This window comes from Stappia sp. MMSF_3263, from assembly GCF_030733745.1.
Taxonomy (GTDB): domain Bacteria; phylum Pseudomonadota; class Alphaproteobacteria; order Rhizobiales; family Stappiaceae; genus Stappia.
Genome location: NZ_JASHIK010000003.1, coordinates 172,365 through 189,997 on the forward strand (window position 1 = coordinate 172,365; position 17,633 = coordinate 189,997).

Consider the following 17,633-nt stretch of genomic DNA (forward strand, 5'->3'; position numbering starts at 1 on the left):
ACATGATCGCACGAACGCTCGCGCTGGCGCTTGCCCTGGTCGGCGGTGTGACCACCTCGCAGCTTCCCGAATTCGCGCAGCAGTACCGGCAGCGCCTCGGCGGTGCGATCGATGCGCTGACCCAGGTGGTGGACGACTTCCGCGAGGATGCGGCCCGCCAGGGGCTCAGCATGCAGGAGGCGATCGGCCGGCTATCGCGGACCAGCGACGATTTCGTCGCCACCCAGGGCGCACGCGTCGAACGCTCGGTCGAACGGCTCGATGCCCTGGTGCGTCAGCGCGATGCCTTGCGCGAGGCGGGGCCGTTCCAGCGCCTCACCGTGTTCCTGCGCGATCTCGATCCGCAACTGGCGCAGGCGACATTCGAGGATTTCGAACCGGCGGTTCCGGCAACAGCGGAAGGCGCGGTCGCCGCCGGCGGCGGGTTCCTGGGCCTGTTGCTGACATTCGGCCTGCTTGGCCGGATCGTCCGGCGGATGCGGCGCAGGCCCGGTTGAACCGGGCGGGAAAGGGCGAACCATGGATACACTCAGCCGGATGCGCTGCTTTCTCAAGGTGGTCGATGCGGGCGGCTTTTCGGCCGCGGCACGCGAGCTTGGCCGCTCGAAGGCGCTTGTGTCGAAATACGTGGGCGAACTGGAGGACGAACTCGGCGCCCGGCTGCTCAACCGGACGACCCGGCAGATCTCGATGACCGAGGTCGGCCATGCCTTCTACAAGGAGGCGAGCGACATCCTCACCCGTATCGATGACCTGAAGGCCTCGATCCAGAACACTCACCAGCAGGCGCGCGGCACGCTGCGCGTTTCCGCGCCGCGTTCGATGGGCGACGATTTCCTCAATCCGGCGATCATGGCGTTTCTCGTCGCCGAGCCGGAGATCTCCATCGACCTGCGGCTGGAGGATCGGTTCGTGGATCTGGTGGAGGAGGGGTTCGACGCGGCGATCCGGGTGACGGAACTGACCGATTCCAGCCTGATCGCGCGCAAGCTGGCGCCGTTCCGAGGTGTGGTGTGTGCTTCGCCCGAGGCGATTGCCCGCTTTGGCCGGCCCGTTCATCCGCAGGACCTTGCCGACCTGCCCTGCATCATCGACAACAACTACCGCTTCCGGAACAACTGGCAATTCCAGGTCGAGGGGGCCCGCATCAACGTGCCCGTCAAGGGCAGGGTGGAGGTGAACAGCGCCCAGGCGGCGCGTGTCGCCGCGCTGGAGGGGCTCGGCTTCCTGCGCACCCCTTATGCTTTCGTGCACAAGGAAATCAGCGAAGGCCGGCTGGAGCAGATGCTGTCCGATTTCCATCCCGACGGGCAGGCGATCTATGTCGTCTACCCGCATCGGCGGCACCTTTCTGGAAAGGTGCGCACCTTTGTCGATTTTCTTGGCGAGTGGTTCGCCGAGAAGCGTCGCCGGGGCGAGGTGTGCTGAGCGCTCAGGCGGCCGCGAGACGTTCCTCGGCGATGCGGTCGGCGACGTTCTGCGTCGGCAGGCCGCGCTGCCCGGCCCTTTCGTAGATGCGCATCAGCGTCGCGCCGATGGCCTCCACCTTCTCGCGCACCAATCGGTCGTCCCCACCAGGGGCGGCGAGCGCGATGGAAATCACGCCGCCGGCATTGATGGCATAGTCTGGCGCATGCAGGATGCCGCGCGCGCGCAGCATTTCGCCATGGCGTTCCTCGGCGAGCTGGTTGTTGGCGGCTCCCGCGACGATGGTGGCGCGGATTTCGGGGATGGTCGCGTCGTTGAGCCCTGCACCCAGCGCGCAGGGCGCGAAGACGTCGGCCTCGGCCGCGTGGGCATGGTCGGCAGCGACAACGCTCGCGTCGAGCTCCGAGACGGCCTGCTCCAGCGCCGGCTGGTGCAGGTCCGCCACGATCAGGCGGGCGCCGGCCGCGTGCAGCTGCCGGGCGAGGTCCATGCCGACATGGCCGAGACCCTGGACGCAGACGGTGCGCCCCTTAAGACTGTCGGACCCGAAGCGATGGCGCAACGAGGCCCTGATGCCGACGAACACCCCGAGCGCGGTGTAGGGCGAAGGGTCGCCAAGGCCTGTGGCCCGGGTGCCGCGCACGTGATCTGTCTCCCGCGCAACGATCTCCATGTCCGAAGCGCTGATGCCGACGTCCTCGGCGGTGATATAGGTGCCGCCGAGACGCCCGACCTGACGGCCGAAGGCGGACAGGAGCGCCGGCGACTTGTCCTTGCGGGCGTCGGCGATGATCACCGCCTTGCCTCCGCCCAGATCAAGCCCGGCCAGGGCGTTCTTGTAGGTCATGCCACGCGACAGGCGCAGCGCGTCGGTCAGCGCCTCCGCCCCGTTCGCATAGGCCCACATGCGGCACCCTCCGAGTGCCGGTCCAAGGCGGGTGTCGTGGACCGCGATGATGGTGCGCAATCCGCTTGCCGCGTCAAAACCATGCACGACCTGTTCATGGCCGCGGAACTCAGGATGCGTGAACACGTCCGCCTCCACGGGTTTCAGGTCTCGGCTCGCTACCGGGACATTCATCAGACTCTCCTCGAAAAACGGACGGGGCGGTCATGTGGCCGTTCACGCCAAGGCGGCACGGCGAGGACCGCACTCCCGTTCGCCAGATGATCAGCGCTCGGAAAATATACGTCGCATGGAGGGGAATATCGGTCTTTTTTGCCCGCAAAATGTGCGTTTTGATCAAATTTTCATCTCTTCAATGCGGGTGGGTCGAAGAATTCTTCCCTCGTTTCGGGTCCTGCGCGTCGCAGTTCCCGACCTGCCTTGCTGTCGCCGTGAAGACCGTTGATAAATAGCGAAACATCACCGATTTCTCGGAGTGGACTGCTGAATGTGGAAGCCCAGCGTTCTTGCGGCGATCCTGGCGGTTGCCGCCGCCGGCTCTGCCGCCGCGCATCCTCATGTTTTCGTCGAATCGCGGGCGGAGGTCGTGTTTGACGCCGGTGGACGCCTGTCCGCCGTGCGTCACGTCTGGCGCTTCGACGAGGCCTTCACCGCCTTCGCCGTGCAGGGGCTAGACGAGAATGGCGACGGAGAGCTGTCGCGCGAGGAGCTGCAGCCGCTGGCGCAGATCAATGTCGAGTCGCTCGCCGAGTATGACTTCTTCACCTATCTCCAGCTTGGCGAGGGCGATGTCCCGTTCGGGGAACCGCAGGAATACTGGCTTGATTTCTACGGCGGCCGGCTGACGCTCTTCTACACGCTTCCTGTGGCCGAGCCGCGGATTGTCGACGGCGCGACCGTGAAACTGGATGTCTACGACCCGAGCTATTTCGTGGCTTTCGAGATGACCCGCGACACGCCCTTTGCGATGGTCGATGCTCCGCAGGCCTGCAAGCTGACCTTCACGCCGCCGCCCGAGCTGGATGCTTCCATGGCCGAAACCCTGGCGCAGATCCCGCAGAGCGAGCGACAGCTGTCGCCGGATCTCATGCAGGTGACCGAGACACTCTCCAATTCGGCGACGATCGGATGCAAATGACGGACCCTCGCAACGCCGCCCCCGGGATTGCAGCACGCCGATTTGCCCTTTCCCTTGCAGGCGGCGCCGTTCTGGCCCTCGCCCTGTCGGCGGCCGCCGCGCATGCCGCCCCCTCGCCATTCGGTGTGGGCCTGCCGGAACAGTCCCTTTCCTCCGGAGGCATACTCTCGGGCTTCTTTGCCTGGGTGTCGGCCCAGCAGACCGCATTTTACGGCGCGCTGACTTCGTCGTTGAAGCAGATGAAGGCCGATGGCAGCGCCGGCTGGTGGCTGATGGGGCTTTCCTTTCTCTACGGCGTCTTCCATGCGGCAGGCCCCGGTCACGGCAAGGCGGTGATCTCCTCCTATGTGCTGGCCAATGGCGAGACGCTCCGGCGCGGGATCGTGATCTCCTTTGCCTCCGCCCTGGCACAGGCGGTGACCGCGGTCATGGTGATCGGCCTGGCCTCGATCGTGCTGCGGATGACATCCATCGCCATCACGGAGACCACGCGCTGGCTCGAGATCGGCTCCTATGCGGCGGTTGCCGGGCTTGGCCTCTATCTGGTCTGGCGCAAGATCGTGCGGCCGCTGCTTACACCGCGAAAGGTCGTGGCGCTCGGCGCCCAGGCGGTCGTGGCCTGCGATCACCACGATCACCATTCCCACCACACGCATGAGCGGGCGCACGGGCACGCTCACGAGGTGCGCCACGCGCATGCCCACACCCACACCCATGATCATGGGCACGACCACGGGCACGGGCATGGGCATGGGCATGACCACGATCATGCGGCCGGCGAAGTCTGCGCCAGTTGCGGTCATCTCCATGCACCGCCGCCGCAGATGCTCGCCGGCGATTTCTCGCTGTCGCGCGCCTGGACGGTGATCCTGGCGGTCGGGCTTCGGCCCTGCACGGGCGCGCTCGTCGTGCTCGTCTTTGCCATCTCGCAGGGGCTGGCCTGGGCCGGTGTCGCGGCCACCTTTGCCATGGCGATCGGAACCGGCCTGACCGTGTCCGCTCTCGCGACCATCGCCGTGCTGGCCAAGGACGCGGCGATGCGCACCGTGGGCGGCCGGGGGGCTGCCCGGCTTCACGCGGCGATCGAAGGGTTCGGGGCGCTTGTCGTACTCGCGCTCGGTTCGACGCTGCTGATCGCGGCGCTGGGCTGGGGCGGGGCGGTGTGATCGGTGCTTGCCGGCGCCTTTCTGGTGGACGCCAAAGCTGAACGGGGAACTGCGGGTCGCTTCAGGTGCCGCCCTGCAGCGGCTGGCTGAGCGTCCTCGTCTTGCGGGCCGCCACCTGCTCCCGGTGGATCACGTAGAGCCCCGATCCGATCGTCAGCGCGATGCCGAGCGAAGCGGTCGCGTCCGGCAGGTCGCGGAAGATGAGCCAGCCGATAAAGGTGGCGAAGGGGATTTCCAGATACTGCATCGGAGCGAGCGTTGCGGCCGGCGCCAGCCGCAGCGACCATGTCATCAGCAGATGCGCGAAGGTGCCCAGAAAGCCGACGGCGGCAAGCAGCAGAATCTCGTTCCGGTCGGTTGCGACCAGATGAAGCCCGGGGACGTCGCCGGCGATGTTGCCCAGCAGGAAGGCGCCGGCCAGAATGAGCGTTGCGATGATGCCGCTCACCGCCTGCAGGCTGATCGGATCGGCCGCCTTGGCAACGCTCCGCGTGACCAGCATGAACAACGCGAAGGCGACGGCGACGCCAAGCGGCAGCAGGGCGGGCGCGCCGACCGCGGCATAGTTTGGCTGGATGACGAGCAACGCGCCGGCGAAGCCGACGACGCAGGCCATCAGCCGGTAGGGACCGACCTGTTCGCCGAGGACGAAACGGCCGAGCAGCAGCATCAGGAACGGCATCACGAAGGCGATCGCGATCGCGTCGGCGAGCGGCAGGTAGCGCAGGGACGCGAACATGGCGCCGATGCCAAGGATATGCAGCACGGTCCGAAGGATGGTGAGATGCAGCACCCGGGCCGGCAGGCGCAGGCTCCCTCCGCCCAGCAGGACCAGCGGCGTGAGCAGCGCTGCCTGCATGACGAAGCGCACGAGCAGGAGCTGCCCGAGCGGCAGGGTTTCTCCCAGGATCTTGGCAATGGCATCGCCCAGCGGGGCGAGCACGCAAAATCCGGTCATCAGGAGCATGCCGCGCAGCGGCCGGTCAGCGGTCATGGGGGCACAGTAGGTCGGCGCGGTTCTTTTGGGAAGCGCATAGGTTGCATTCGGGTTGCATGACGCGCCGCGTCATGCCGCGACTTTCCGGCATTTCAGCCGATCGTGACGCAACCTGCAGGATTTGACAATGAATTTAATCGCAGGGCATTTCGCGGGCTCTTCAGCCGCGGCGTCCCGTCACCTGCAAGGCGGTCTCAGGCGGGGGGAACGGGCGTCCCGTCGCGGCCCAGCTCGATCGGCTCCCCGTGCGGGGTGGCCGCGGCGGCGCGGTGCCAGGCCTCTCGCCGTCTGGCGAGGCCTTCCGTGGTCGCGACCGCACGGGTCACCACCATGGTCTCCAGCGCCGCCAGCCAGTGATGGTAATAGCTGTCGCCGCAATCGGGGTCTCCGCCAGCCTGCGCCTCGCGGATGGCTCCCGACAGGGCTTGCGCCCATTCCGGCCAGGTGAACAGGCCTCTTGCGTGCAGCTCGACCGCCATGGCGAAGGCTTTCGCCTCCCAGGGTTCGCGGAAGACCGGTTCGCCGGCGTTGCGCGGCAGGTCGGAAAACAGCTCTGCCGGAGGCGTGGCATTGGCGTCCGGCCTGCCGGCGGCGGCGTGAGGGGATGTGTCAGGCAAGGTCAAGATAGGGTTCCCAGAGATCGATGCGGACCGTCAGTGCAGGGTCGCAGTCGTCGCCCCACAATTCACGTGCGTCGAAGGCGACACCGTAGAGCCAGGCCGGCTGCTCGCCGACCCCGGATGCGCTGGTGTCGGGAAACACATGGACGCCATGTATGGCCTCGATCGTCCCGACGCGGCCGCGGCAATAGCGGGGGATGCGAGTGTGGCCTTCGGGATGCATGTTGCGGGCGCGCACCCGGTCGCCGGTCCGGAAGCGGGCGGGGACGCTTTCCGCGCGCTCCGTCGGGCCGCCACGCGCCAGCGTCGCGGCGACATCGCCGGCCGCCAGCACGCGTTTGGGCGGACGTCCTGCGGCGAGGCTGCGCGCGGCCGCGATCTCCTCGCCCGTGACCAGCCCGCGTTCGTCGAGCAGGCGCTCCAGCCCGGCCAGCCAGATCTGGTAGTAGCTGGAGGAGAGATACCGCGCCGGGTCCATGCTTTCGCGGGCGAAGCGGGCCATGTCGATGGTCCATTCGCCGCTTGCCCCCATGGCGAGCGTGAGAGCGAAGGCGCGTCGCTCCCACTCCTCGTGGAAGACCGGCCTGACCGGCTCGGGCACCACCGCGCCGAACCCCATCATGCCGCCCAGGTCCTGGGCACCGTTCATGTTCCGGCCTCCGCCAGCAGTTTCGGCGAAAGGGCAAGGCCCGTGCCGATCATGCTGTCGCGGGTGACGAGGCGGGCGAGCTCGGCCTCGCTCCAGCCGTCCGTGCCTTCGGGCCGCATGGGGATGACGAGATAGCGGATCTCGGCGGTCGAATCCCAGACACGGATTGCCGTGCCCGAGGGAAGCTCGACACCGAAATCGGCGAGCACGCCGCGCGGATCGCGCACCGCCTTGGCCCGGTAGGGAGCCGATTTGTACCAGACGGGAGGCAGCCCGAGGACCGGCCACGGATAGCAGGAGCACAGGGTGCAGACGACCATGTTGTGTTGTTGCGGCGTGTTCTCCACCGCGACCATGTGCTCGCCCTGCCGTCCGATATAGCCGAGGGAGTGGATCGCAGCCGTTGCATCGCTTCGCAGCCAGTCGAGAAAGCCGGGCTCGTGCCAGGCCTTGGCGACCACATGCGCCCCGTTATGGGGGCCGACACGGGTCTCGTAGGTCTCGATCAGGACGTCGAGGGCCTTCGGATCGACATGGCCCTTCTCGACCAGAACCGATTCGAGCGCCCGCACACGGGCTTCCGTCTCGGAGAGTTCCGAGCCGTGCCCGTGATCGTGATGGTCGTGATCGTGGTGCGTGTGATTGCCGGACATGGGGGATTGGCTCCTGTTCCTGGCGACGTTACTCGGCTGCGTGGCGTCCGGCCGGCTGCCGGCGGGCGCCGCCGCGCAGGGCCTCGCCAAAGGCGGCGAAGAGGCGGGACGAGGCGGCGTCGCTGCCCACCCAGTATTCGGGATGCCACTGGGTGGCGAGCGCGAAACCGGAGGCGGCCTCGACGGATACCGCCTCGATGGTTCCGTCATCGGCGCGGGCCTCGACGGCGAGCCCCGGCGCGAGCCGGCCGATCGCCTGGCGGTGCAGCGAGTTCACCTCGATCGTCGCATCCCCCAGCACGGCGGCAAGCCGCCCGCCGGGAACCACCTCCACATGATGGGCGAGGGCGAAGCGCGCGTCCTGGTCGTCGGCGACCGGCGCGCGGTGGTCGCGGCGCCCTTCGAGCTCCTGCACCTCGCTGACAAGCGTTCCGCCGAAGGCGACGTTGACCTCTTGCAATCCGCGGCAAATGGCGAAGAGAGGCATGTCGCGCTCGATGGTGCGGCGAATCAGCGGCAGGGTCGTCGCGTCGCGGCGGCTGTCATAGGGGCCGTCCTTGTCCAGGGCGAGGCCGCCGTAAAGGGTCGGGTTGACGTTTGAGCGGGATCCCGTCAGCAGCACGCCGTCGACCCGGTCGAGCACGACATCCAGATCGATGGCCGGCCCGAGCGAGGGCAACAGAAGGGGGATCGCACGCGATCCCTGGACCAGCGCGTCGAGATAGACCGAGACCGCGGCGTGCCAATCAAAGCCGTCCAGTGACTTAACGTCGGTACTCACGAGAACGACGGGTGCGGACATGTACACTCCTGATTTTTCGGGATCGTGTCAGCGATGAGTGGTTAAAAAATTTTTCCACTTGCAAGCGCTTGCTCTTGTCTCGCGTCGCGACATGGGCTTTATATCATAAACATGGCGCCCTTCAGCAAGAAGGCGCTTTAGAGGCCGGGAAGTGAGAAACGTTCCCGGCAGATGTTTGTCTTTCTCTGTGGGAGGAGAAGTATGGATCGCCGTTCATTTTTGAAAAACGCCGGACTTGGCGCGGGTGCAGCCGCTGCTGCCACGACGCTCGCCGCACCGGCCATCGCGCAGGCGACGAAGGACATGGTGATCGTGTCCACCTGGCCGCGCGACATGCCGGGTCTCGGTATTCCCGCGCAGCGTCTTGCGGCTCGAATCGGCGAGCTGACCGAAGGTCGCATCAACGTCCAGTATTTCGCCGCGGGCGAGCGCGTCGGTGCGTTCGACTCCTTCGACGAAGTCGCTTCGGGCAATGCACAGGCCTATATCGGCGCCGACTATTACTGGAAGGGCAAGCACCCGGCCTGGGCATATTTCACAGCCGTTCCGTTCGGCCTGACCTATGCCGAGATGGACGCCTGGATCCAGTATCGCGGCGGCCAGGAGCTGTGGGACGAGCTTGCTGACGGCTACGGCCTTCAGAATTTTGCCGCCGGCAACACCGGCGTGCAGATGGGCGGCTGGTTCAACAAGGAAATCGAGACCGCTGACGACCTCAAGGGTCTGAAGATGCGTATTCCGGGTCTTGGCGGCGACGTCATGGCAAAGCTCGGCGCCTCGCCGGTTTCGCTTCCCGGTGGCCAGATCTACGAGAACCTCGTTTCCGGCGCCATCGACGCGACCGAGTGGGTCGGTCCCTTCAACGACTTCTTCATGAAGTTCTACGAAGCCGCGAAGTACTACTACTATCCGGGCATGCACGAGCCGGGCTCGATGCTGGCCCTGGGTTGCAACAAGTCGTGGCTGACCTCTTTGTCGAAGGGCGACCAGGCGATCATCGCTGCCGCCTGCGCCGAAGAGAACGGCAAGACCATGGCCGAGACCAACGCCAACAACGGCGTCTATCTCGACAAGCTGATCAAGGAGCACGGCGTCGAGCTGCGCAAGTTCTCCGACGAGGTCTATGACGCCTTTGGCGAGGCGTCGGAAGCCGTGTTCGCGGAGACGGTCCAGCACAGCGATCTTGCGGCTCGTACGCATGAGAGCTTCGCCAATGCCCGCTCCGAGGTCGGTCGCTGGATGCTGCTGGCAGACACCGGCTACACCCAGCAGCGCAACCGCGTGCTTGGCATTACGATCTGACGATCCACTGCGGCTGAGGAATGCGGGGCGGGGTCCATGACCCCGTCCCGCATTCGTATGCCGCGTGGCGATGCGAAAGGCTAATCCGACATGTCGTCCATCGGCGGGGTTTCGGAGCAGGCGTCTGCCATGTCAGGCACGGCGACCGGATCCGACACGGGTGCACTGGTGGTCCGCCTCTTCGGCTGGATCATGCTGGCCGCGACAGCGGCGTTCGTTCTCAACAACTATCTCACCTACTGGCTGGATCTTCCCGGCGTCGCGCCGCTTTTCGGCGGAGCCGCGAATGGCAGCGACAATCCGGCGATGTCGGCCGTTCAGCTCGGCGTCTACGCCCTGCTGATCGCGCTCGCCGCCGGTTACGCCCTGCGCCAGCGGGGCAAGCTGCTGCGCGCCGACAGCCGACGGATCTCCGCGATCAACGACTTCGTCATCCGCGCCGCCTTCTTCGCGGTGCTGAGCGTCGGGTTCGTCGATGCCGCCATCTCCTTCCTGCGGGTGGAGGGGCTGCTGGACGGTCTCGTCGGCAGCGAACTGGCGACCGAGCTGGGGCGCTCCCGGTTCCGCGGCCCGTATGTCCACATGCCGCTGATCGGGTTGTCCATCGTCCTTGCCGCCTTCACCCGGACGCTGGGCTTCATCTGGCTGGCATTGCTCGTCGTCGCCGCCGAACTGCTGATCGTGCTCGGCCGCTTCATCTTCTCCTACGAACAGGCCTTCATGGCCGACCTGGTGCGCTTCTGGTATGCCGCGCTGTTCCTGTTCGCCTCCGCCTACACTTTGTGGGAGGAAGGGCATGTGCGCGTCGACGTCTTCTACGCGGCGTTCTCCACCCGCACGAAGGGCTATGTGAACTCCGTCGGCGCCGTGCTGCTGGGCATGTCGCTGTGCTGGACCATTCTCATCATCGGGATGGGCAGCAAGCAGGCGATCATCAACGCGCCAATGCTGGCCTACGAGACCACGCAGGCGGGCTTCGGCCTCTACGTCAAATACCTGATGGCCGGCTTCCTCGGCGTTTTCGCCGTCTCGATGCTGATCCAGTTCGTCGCCTACCTGTTCGATGCCGTCGCCGACATTCGCGGCGAACCGGGAGCGCGCAATACATCGTCCGGCGCAGCGCACTAGCGCGCCGGATTGCCAGGAACGAGGGAACGTCCAGGTTGACGTCCCCGAAAAAATGAAGCCGGGTCCGGGCCGAATGCGCGAAGATGCAAGGCTCGGGATCCCATCGCCGACGGGTCTCGGACAATGGAACTGTTCTTTCTCCTTCTCCTGATCGCGCTCATGGCCGGCGCGCTGGGCTCGGGCTATCCGGTCGCGTTCGCGCTTCCCGGCTCGGCGATCCTGACGATCGGCATCGCCGCACTGTCGGGCTACCTGTTTGCCGGCAGCACCGACGCGTTCTTCTCGCATGGCGGCCCGTCCCAATGGCTGAGCGCCGGTGTCACCAATTTCCGCGGCGTCTACTGGGAGGCGGAGCGGGACACGCTGATCGCCATCCCTCTCTTCGTGTTCATGGGCATCATGCTGCAGCGCTCGAAGATCGCCGAGGACCTGCTCGTGACGATGGCGCAGCTGTTCGGTCCGATCCCGGGCGGCCTGGGAATCTCGGTCGTCTTCGTCGGCGCGCTTCTGGCCGCGACGACGGGCATTGTCGGCGCCACCGTGGTGGCGATGGGGCTGATCTCGCTGCCGGCGATGCTGCGCAGCAACTATTCGCCGTCGCTGGCGACCGGCACGATCGCCGCCTCCGGCACGCTCGGGCAGATCATCCCGCCTTCGATCGTTCTCATCATCCTTGCCGACCAGCTGGCCAGTGCCGTCGACCAGGCCGGCTCCCTGCGTCAGGCGCTCTACAAGGAGAGCACCGGCGAGATCACGATGCCGTCGGATTTCGCGGTGACCTCGACCAGCGCCGGCGAAATGTTCCTCGGCGCCTTCCTGCCGGGCCTCGTCCTGGTCGGCCTCTACATGCTCTTCATCATGGGCTTTGCCATCCTCAATCCGAAATCGGCTCCGGCCGTGCGGATGGAAGGCAAGTTCGACGGTGCGTTCCTGGTCAAGGTGATCATCACGCTGGTGCCGCCGCTGGCGCTGATCTTCCTGGTGCTCGGCTCGATCATCGCGGGCGTCGCCACTGTCAACCAGGCCGGCGCCATCGGTGCCATCGGCGCGATGATCATGGCCGGCTACCGGTTGCGCGAGGGAGAGAAGGGCACCTACTCGCCCGCCATCCTGGCAATCCTCGCCCTGCTCGGCCTTGCCGTCCTGCTGTCGTTCTACGACATCAACATCAAGCGCATCCATACCAGCCAGGATGTGACCGGCGTGGTTCTGGCGCTCATCGCCGTGTCGCTGTTGCTGATCGCGGTCTTCTGGAGCGGCTGGCGCACCTTCAAGATCCAGGACACGCTGCGCGGGGTGATGGTGGAGACGGCGAAGACCTCGTCGCTGGTCTTCATCATCCTGCTCGGTGCGGCGATGCTGACCTCCGCGTTCCGCGCCTTCGGCGGCGAGGAACTGGTCAAGGACTTCCTGCAGGGACTGCCGGGCGGTTTCTGGATGCAGTTCCTGATCGTCATGCTGGTGATCTTCGTCCTCGGCTTCTTCCTCGACTTCATCGAGATCGCCGTGGTCGTGGTGCCGATCGTGGCGCCGATCCTGCTCGCCGATCCGTCGGCGAACGTCACCGCCGTCTGGCTCGGCGTGATGATCGGCCTGAACATCCAGACATCGTTCCTGACGCCTCCCTTCGGGTTTGCGCTGTTCTACCTGCGCGGCGTCGCGCCGGCGACGGTCAAGACCATCGCCATGTACAAGGGCGTCATCGCCTTCATCCTGCTGCAGCTGCTGGCGCTGGGGATCGTCGGGTTCTACCCGCAACTGGTGAACTACCTGCCGAACCGCTCGTCGCTCCTGTCGGAGACGGCGCCACCGCCGCAGAACCCGCGCATGCAGTACTGCCTGGAGAACTATGTCGCGGAGGAGTTCGCGAAAAATGGCGAGACCATCCTTGCCGCGGTGAAGCGCGCGCAGGCCCTGGACCTGTCCTATCTGCCGGAGGACCTTCGCGAGGAACTGACGGAAAGCTTTGCAAAGGCCGAGGCCAGCCTCGGTCTGATGGGTGAAATCACCGCAGCCGAAAAGGCCGTGGCCGCGGCGGCGGGCGATTACCGGCCCCTGCATGTGCTGGTGCGCGGTATCGAGCGGGACATCCGCCGGGTCGACACCGCGATCGCTGACCTTGAGGTCATCGTCAGGCGCTCCGGCGAGGGGCAGATCTACAGTGCGGAGCGCGGTGAACGCGCGGCGGCCCGGATTGAGGCCCTGAAGGAAGATCGCGCGGTTCTTGCGGCGCAGATTCCTGCCGAGTGGGACGAGAAGCACACCACCTTCGCCAAGATCCAGACGTCGGAAAACCGGGCACGCATGACCTACAGGCGCAATGCGGACGATGCCTACGAGCCGGTTGTCGAAGCGGTGAACGTGATCGCCTCGACGGATGCGCTGGCTGCGCTGGAGACCGATCTGCGCGGCCTGGAGCAGGAGCTCCAGTCGCTCGAGCCGGCGGCCTTCGTCGACAGGGTGACCGATGTGCGCGCGCTGTTCGGCGACGTGGAAGGGGCAAGCGACATCCGCTCCGGCGTCAATGCGGCCCGCACGGCAATGCGCTCCTCGTCCCCGGACAAGGAGAAGGCGCTTGCCTCGATCCGCGAGGCGATTGCCGAGTTCGAGGCGGCGATGTTGTGGCGTCGCCGTGCCCAGGGCGAGTTGCTGCCGCAGCTCAACGCCTATAACGAGGCGATCTCCGGCACGATCGGCCTGCGCGGGCAGCCCCGCCTGCCGCGCGAGCAGGCGCTCTATGTAGCCTCCTGCAACGCTTCGCATCGCGATATCTCGCTGAGCTTCTGATCCGGACCCTGTGGTCCGGCTCCCTCGACACGCAACGCCCGGCCGGATCTCCCGGTCGGGCGTTTGCATGTGGCCCGCGCCCGGGGTTCCGCCATTGCGGTTTCCGCTCGTGCCGATTGCTGCATTGCAAACGCATGCAAGCCCTTGATCTCGCCCGCCGCGAGACGCTTAACTGGGGTCAAGACGACACGCGCCGGCCTTCTCCCGAGCACAGATGGGCCGGCCGTGCGCCCAAAGTTCCCCGAAGGACCGCCGCCGCTCCCTTGCCGGTGCGAAAGGTCCTTGCAAGGCGGACCCACCCGAAGGACATGACGCCTCATGGCACGCAATCGAGTGACGCTGGACGACAAGTACGATCTGACCAGGGAGCGCATCTTCGTTTCCGGCAGCCAGGCGCTCATCCGCCTGGTGCTGATGCAGAAGGAGCGCGACAGGCGCGCCGGGTTCAATACGGCCGGCTATGTCACCGGCTACCGGGGATCGCCGCTGGGTGCGCTCGACCAGCAGTTCCAGAAGGCGGCACGCGTGCTGGCGCCGGCGGACGTCGTCTTCTCGCCGGGGATCAACGAGGATCTGGCGGCGACGGCGTTGTGGGGAACGCAGCAGGCGGAAATGCGCGGCGAGGGCCGCTTCGACGGTGTCTTCGGCATCTGGTACGGCAAGGGACCGGGCGTCGACCGGTCGGGCGATGCCTTCCGGCATGCGAACCTTGCTGGCACCTCGCGCCTTGGCGGCGTGCTGGCCCTGATGGGCGATGACCACACCTGCGAGAGTTCCACGACCGCGCACCAGTCCGAGTTCGCCCTGGTCGACGCGATGATGCCGATCCTCAATCCGGCCGGTGCGCAGGAGATCCTCGACTTCGGTCTCTACGGCTGGGCCCTGTCGCGCTATGCCGGCATCTGGGCCGGCCTCAAGCTGGTCAAGGACAATGTCGAATCGACCGCCTCGATCGACGGGCGCATCGACCGGATCGCACCGCTCGTTCCCGATTTCGCCCTGCCGGCGGACGGGGTGCATATCCGCCCCAACGACCATCCGCTGGTCCAGGAGGCGCGGCTGCACGAGGTGAAGCTGCCGGCCGCGCGAGCCTTCATCGCCGCCAATGCGCTCGACCGGGTGATCCTGTCGGGCGGACGCCGGCGGCGCATCGGCGTCGTCTCCACCGGCAAGAGCTATCTCGACGTGGTCGAGGCGCTCGACCTGCTGGGGATCGACGAGGTGGCGGCCGCGGATTTCGGCCTCGCCTTCCTCAAGGTCGGTTGCTCCTGGCCGCTTGCGGCCGAGCGCATGCGCTCCTTTGCCGGCGGGCTCGAACTCGTCATCGTGGTGGAGGAGAAGCGCGGCCTGATCGAGCCGCAGCTGAAGGAAATCCTCTATGGAACCGCTGAGGCGCCGCAGGTGATCGGCAAGGCGGACGAGCAAGGCGGCACATTGTTCCGCGCTCCCGGCGCGCTGGAGGCGGTGCAGATCGCGCTGGAAATCGGCCGGCGCGTCCTGGCCCGTAACGAGAGCGAGGCCCTGCGCGCGCGCGTGGAGGATCTGGAGGCGCGGGCGGAGCGGCTGGCCCGCACCCAGGATGTCGCGATCCGCAGCCCGTATTTCTGCGCCGGCTGCCCGCACAATTCCTCCACGCATGTGCCCGAGGGCAGCCGCGCCTATGCCGGCATCGGTTGCCACTACATGGCGCAGTGGATGGACCGCAAAACCGAGGGCTACACACAGATGGGCGGTGAGGGGGCCAACTGGGTCGGAGAGGCGCATTTCTCCCGCACAGGCCATGTCTTCCAGAACCTCGGCGATGGCACCTACAATCATTCCGGCGCGCTGGCGATCCGGGCGGCGAAGGCGGCCGGCGTCAACATCACCTACAAGATCCTCTACAACGACGCCGTCGCCATGACCGGCGGCCAGGCTCATGACGGGGGCCTGCGCGTTGACGAGATCGCCCGCCAGGTGGCGGCCGAGGGCGCGCGGCGCGTCGTCGTGGTCACCGACGAGCCGGGCAAGTATCCGCCGGCGACGAACTGGCCGGCCGGCACCAGCATCCATCATCGCGACGACCTGCTGTCGGTGGAGCGGGAGCTTGCCGGCGAAAGCGGGCTGACCGTGCTCCTCTACGACCAGACCTGTGCGGCGGAGAAGCGCCGCCGGCGCAAGCGCGGCCTGTTTCCCGATCCCGACGAGCGGATCCTGGTCAACGAACTGGTCTGCGAGGGATGCGGCGATTGCGGTGTGCAGTCGAACTGTGTCGCAATCCAGCCGGTGGAGACCGAGTGGGGCCGCAAGCGGACGATCGACCAGTCGTCCTGCAACAAGGATTTCTCCTGCGTAAAGGGCTTTTGCCCCTCCTTCGTCAGCGTGCGCGGCGGCGTGCTCAAGGGCCGGGCGGTGATGCCGCCTCCGGCTCCGAAAGTGGCGGAACCCGAGATCGTCCCGCCGACCCGCGTCCATTCGGTGATGATCACCGGCGTCGGGGGCACCGGCGTCGTCACCGTCGGCGCGGTGATCGGCATGGCCGCGCATCTCGATGGCCTTGGCTGCGGCATCATCGACATGGCCGGCCTTGCCCAGAAGGGCGGCGCGGTGACAAGCCACCTGAAGCTTGCACCGCGGCCGGAGGACATTTCGGCGATCCGTATCGGGCCGGGCTCGGCCGATCTGGTGCTGGGGTGCGATATCGTCGTGGCCGGTTCGGCGAAGGTGCTGTCCGCCATGCGGCCGGGGCGGACGATGGCGGTGATCAACACCCACGAGACATTGCCCGGCGATTTCGCCCGCAATCCGGATTTCAGCCTTCCCGGGCGCCGTCTGGTGTCGGCGATCACCGACGCATCCGGCAAGGACAATGCCCGTTTCATCGACGCGACCGAGCTTGCCGTGGAACTCTTCGGCGACGCGATCGCGGCCAACATGTTCCTGCTCGGCTATGGCTGGCAGATGGGCGGGTTGCCGTTGGCTCTTGAGTCCATCGAGGACGCGATCCGGCTGAACAAGGTGTCGGTCGAGATGAATCTCGCCGCCTTCGCCTGGGGGCGAGTGGCGGCGGTCGACCCCGACGCGGTCAGGGCAGCGGCCAATGCGCGCCCCGACCGTCTCGAGCATCGACGGATTTCGGAGACGGTCGGGGAGACCGTCGCGCGCCGTGCGGCCTTCCTTGCCGACTATCAGGACGCCGCCTATGCGGCGCGCTATCGGGGGCGCATCGACGCACTGGCCGAGGCGGCCGGAAGGTTGGGCGATGAGGGCGGCGAGATCGTCGCGACGGCGGCGCGCGAGCTGTTCCGGATGATGGCGATCAAGGACGAATACGAGGTGGCGCGGCTGTATACCGGTCAGGCCTTCCGCGACCAGTTGTCGGAAACCTTCGAGAGCTATGAGCGGCTCGAGTTTCACCTGGCACCACCGCTGCTGTCGGGCACCGACGCGCGCACCGGCCGGCCGGCGAAGCGCCGTTTCGGCCCCTGGGCGATGACGCTGTTCCGTCTGCTCGCGCGCTTCAAGGGCCTGCGCGGAGGGGCGCTTGATCCGTTCGGGCGCACACAGGAGCGGCGGATGGAGCGGCGGCTTCGCGACGACTACGAGCGGATCGTCGAGGAAGTGACATCGGCACTCGACCGGGACAATGCGGCGGCGGCGCTGGCGCTTCTGGCCTATCCGGCCCGGATCCGGGGCTTCGGCCCGGTGCGGGCCAAGGCGGCGGCGGAGGCGGAGCGCGGTGTGCCCGCCTTGCTCGACGCCTTCCGGCAGGGCCGCCCGGCGCGGCTTGCAGCGGCGGAGTGATCCGCCGCCGGCAGGCTGCAGTTGGTCCCGCGTATCCGCGAGAGGGTGTCGTGCCGGCGGGCCTCGTGCCCGATGGCGGTGAAACCATCGCTGGCTCGGCAGTTGCCCGTGTTGGTCGTCGTGATGAATTGCGCCTTGCGTGGATTGATCTTCTGCACGCATGTTTCGTCTAAATGTAATCTGGAGTAGAGCAAGAGTTGTATCGAATTAAATATTTCATGAATTCTTGAGTTGCCTGTATCTTTGCGGGACTTAAGGGGGGTGTCATGAAAT

The 17,633-nt window shown here is 66.5% G+C and carries 14 protein-coding genes; 8 read left to right on the forward strand and 6 right to left on the reverse strand.

Annotation, left to right across the window (positions count from 1 at the left end; all coding sequences use genetic code 11):
* The first annotated feature begins 2 nt into the window (after positions 1 to 2).
* Both RBB46_RS05435 and RBB46_RS05440 read left to right on the forward strand, forming a co-directional pair.
* Positions 3 to 497, forward strand: a complete 495-nt coding sequence (locus tag RBB46_RS05435) for a DUF2937 family protein (protein ID WP_306027881.1) — start codon at positions 3 to 5, stop codon at positions 495 to 497.
* Positions 498 to 519: 22 nt separating this feature from the next.
* A complete protein-coding gene (locus RBB46_RS05440) occupies positions 520 to 1,428 on the forward strand; it encodes a LysR family transcriptional regulator (protein WP_306027882.1) in 909 nt (302 codons plus the stop codon).
* Between the two features lie 4 nt (positions 1,429 to 1,432).
* Here RBB46_RS05440 and RBB46_RS05445 read toward each other — a convergent pair whose 3' ends face one another.
* A complete protein-coding gene (locus RBB46_RS05445) occupies positions 1,433 to 2,509 on the reverse strand; it encodes a Glu/Leu/Phe/Val dehydrogenase dimerization domain-containing protein (RefSeq protein WP_306027883.1) in 1,077 nt (358 codons plus the stop codon).
* Positions 2,510 to 2,822: 313 nt separating this feature from the next.
* Between RBB46_RS05445 and RBB46_RS05450 the strand changes: the two genes are divergently transcribed.
* Together RBB46_RS05450 and RBB46_RS05455 are read left to right on the forward strand one after the other, a co-directional pair.
* Positions 2,823 to 3,473: a DUF1007 family protein gene (locus tag RBB46_RS05450; RefSeq protein ID WP_306027884.1), complete on the forward strand. Its 651-nt coding sequence runs from the start codon at positions 2,823 to 2,825 to the stop codon at positions 3,471 to 3,473.
* On the forward strand, positions 3,470 to 4,639 hold the full coding sequence (locus RBB46_RS05455; RefSeq protein WP_306027885.1) for a nickel/cobalt transporter: 1,170 nt from the start codon (positions 3,470 to 3,472) through the stop codon (positions 4,637 to 4,639). The genes RBB46_RS05450 and RBB46_RS05455 overlap by 4 nt, the downstream gene beginning before the upstream one ends.
* Before the next feature lie 61 nt (positions 4,640 to 4,700).
* Here the strand turns inward: RBB46_RS05455 and RBB46_RS05460 are convergent, their stop codons facing one another.
* The 5 genes from RBB46_RS05460 to RBB46_RS05480 all read right to left on the reverse strand — a co-directional run bounded on the left by RBB46_RS05460 (position 4,701) and on the right by RBB46_RS05480 (position 8,360).
* Complete coding sequence (locus tag RBB46_RS05460) at positions 4,701 to 5,633, reverse strand: DMT family transporter (protein WP_306027886.1); 933 nt, start codon at positions 5,631 to 5,633, stop codon at positions 4,701 to 4,703.
* 197 nt (positions 5,634 to 5,830) lie between these two features.
* Complete coding sequence (locus RBB46_RS05465; protein ID WP_306027973.1) at positions 5,831 to 6,187, reverse strand: nitrile hydratase accessory protein; 357 nt, start codon at positions 6,185 to 6,187, stop codon at positions 5,831 to 5,833.
* A gap of 58 nt (positions 6,188 to 6,245) precedes the next feature.
* Positions 6,246 to 6,905 (reverse strand): nitrile hydratase subunit beta, encoded by a 660-nt coding sequence (gene nthB / locus RBB46_RS05470; RefSeq protein ID WP_306027887.1) that lies wholly within the window; start codon positions 6,903 to 6,905, stop codon positions 6,246 to 6,248.
* Positions 6,902 to 7,558, reverse strand: coding sequence for a nitrile hydratase subunit alpha (nthA, locus tag RBB46_RS05475; protein ID WP_306027888.1), 657 nt, complete (start codon positions 7,556 to 7,558; stop codon positions 6,902 to 6,904). The genes nthB and nthA overlap by 4 nt, the downstream gene beginning before the upstream one ends.
* 28 nt (positions 7,559 to 7,586) lie before the next feature.
* Complete coding sequence (locus RBB46_RS05480; protein ID WP_306027889.1) at positions 7,587 to 8,360, reverse strand: gamma-glutamyl-gamma-aminobutyrate hydrolase family protein; 774 nt, start codon at positions 8,358 to 8,360, stop codon at positions 7,587 to 7,589.
* Positions 8,361 to 8,561: 201 nt separating this feature from the next.
* Between RBB46_RS05480 and RBB46_RS05485 the strand changes: the two genes are divergently transcribed.
* The 4 genes from RBB46_RS05485 (at position 8,562) to RBB46_RS05500 (ending at position 17,360) form a co-directional block, all read left to right on the forward strand.
* Positions 8,562 to 9,662 (forward strand): TRAP transporter substrate-binding protein, encoded by a 1,101-nt coding sequence (locus tag RBB46_RS05485; protein ID WP_306027890.1) that lies wholly within the window; start codon positions 8,562 to 8,564, stop codon positions 9,660 to 9,662.
* Between the two features lie 90 nt (positions 9,663 to 9,752).
* Positions 9,753 to 10,790: a TRAP transporter small permease subunit gene (locus RBB46_RS05490; protein ID WP_306027891.1), complete on the forward strand. Its 1,038-nt coding sequence runs from the start codon at positions 9,753 to 9,755 to the stop codon at positions 10,788 to 10,790.
* Positions 10,791 to 10,913: 123 nt separating this feature from the next.
* Positions 10,914 to 13,577, forward strand: coding sequence for a TRAP transporter large permease subunit (locus RBB46_RS05495; RefSeq protein WP_306027892.1), 2,664 nt, complete (start codon positions 10,914 to 10,916; stop codon positions 13,575 to 13,577).
* Between the two features lie 318 nt (positions 13,578 to 13,895).
* Complete coding sequence (locus tag RBB46_RS05500) at positions 13,896 to 17,360, forward strand: indolepyruvate ferredoxin oxidoreductase family protein (RefSeq protein ID WP_306027893.1); 3,465 nt, start codon at positions 13,896 to 13,898, stop codon at positions 17,358 to 17,360.
* Positions 17,361 to 17,633 lie beyond the last annotated feature (273 nt).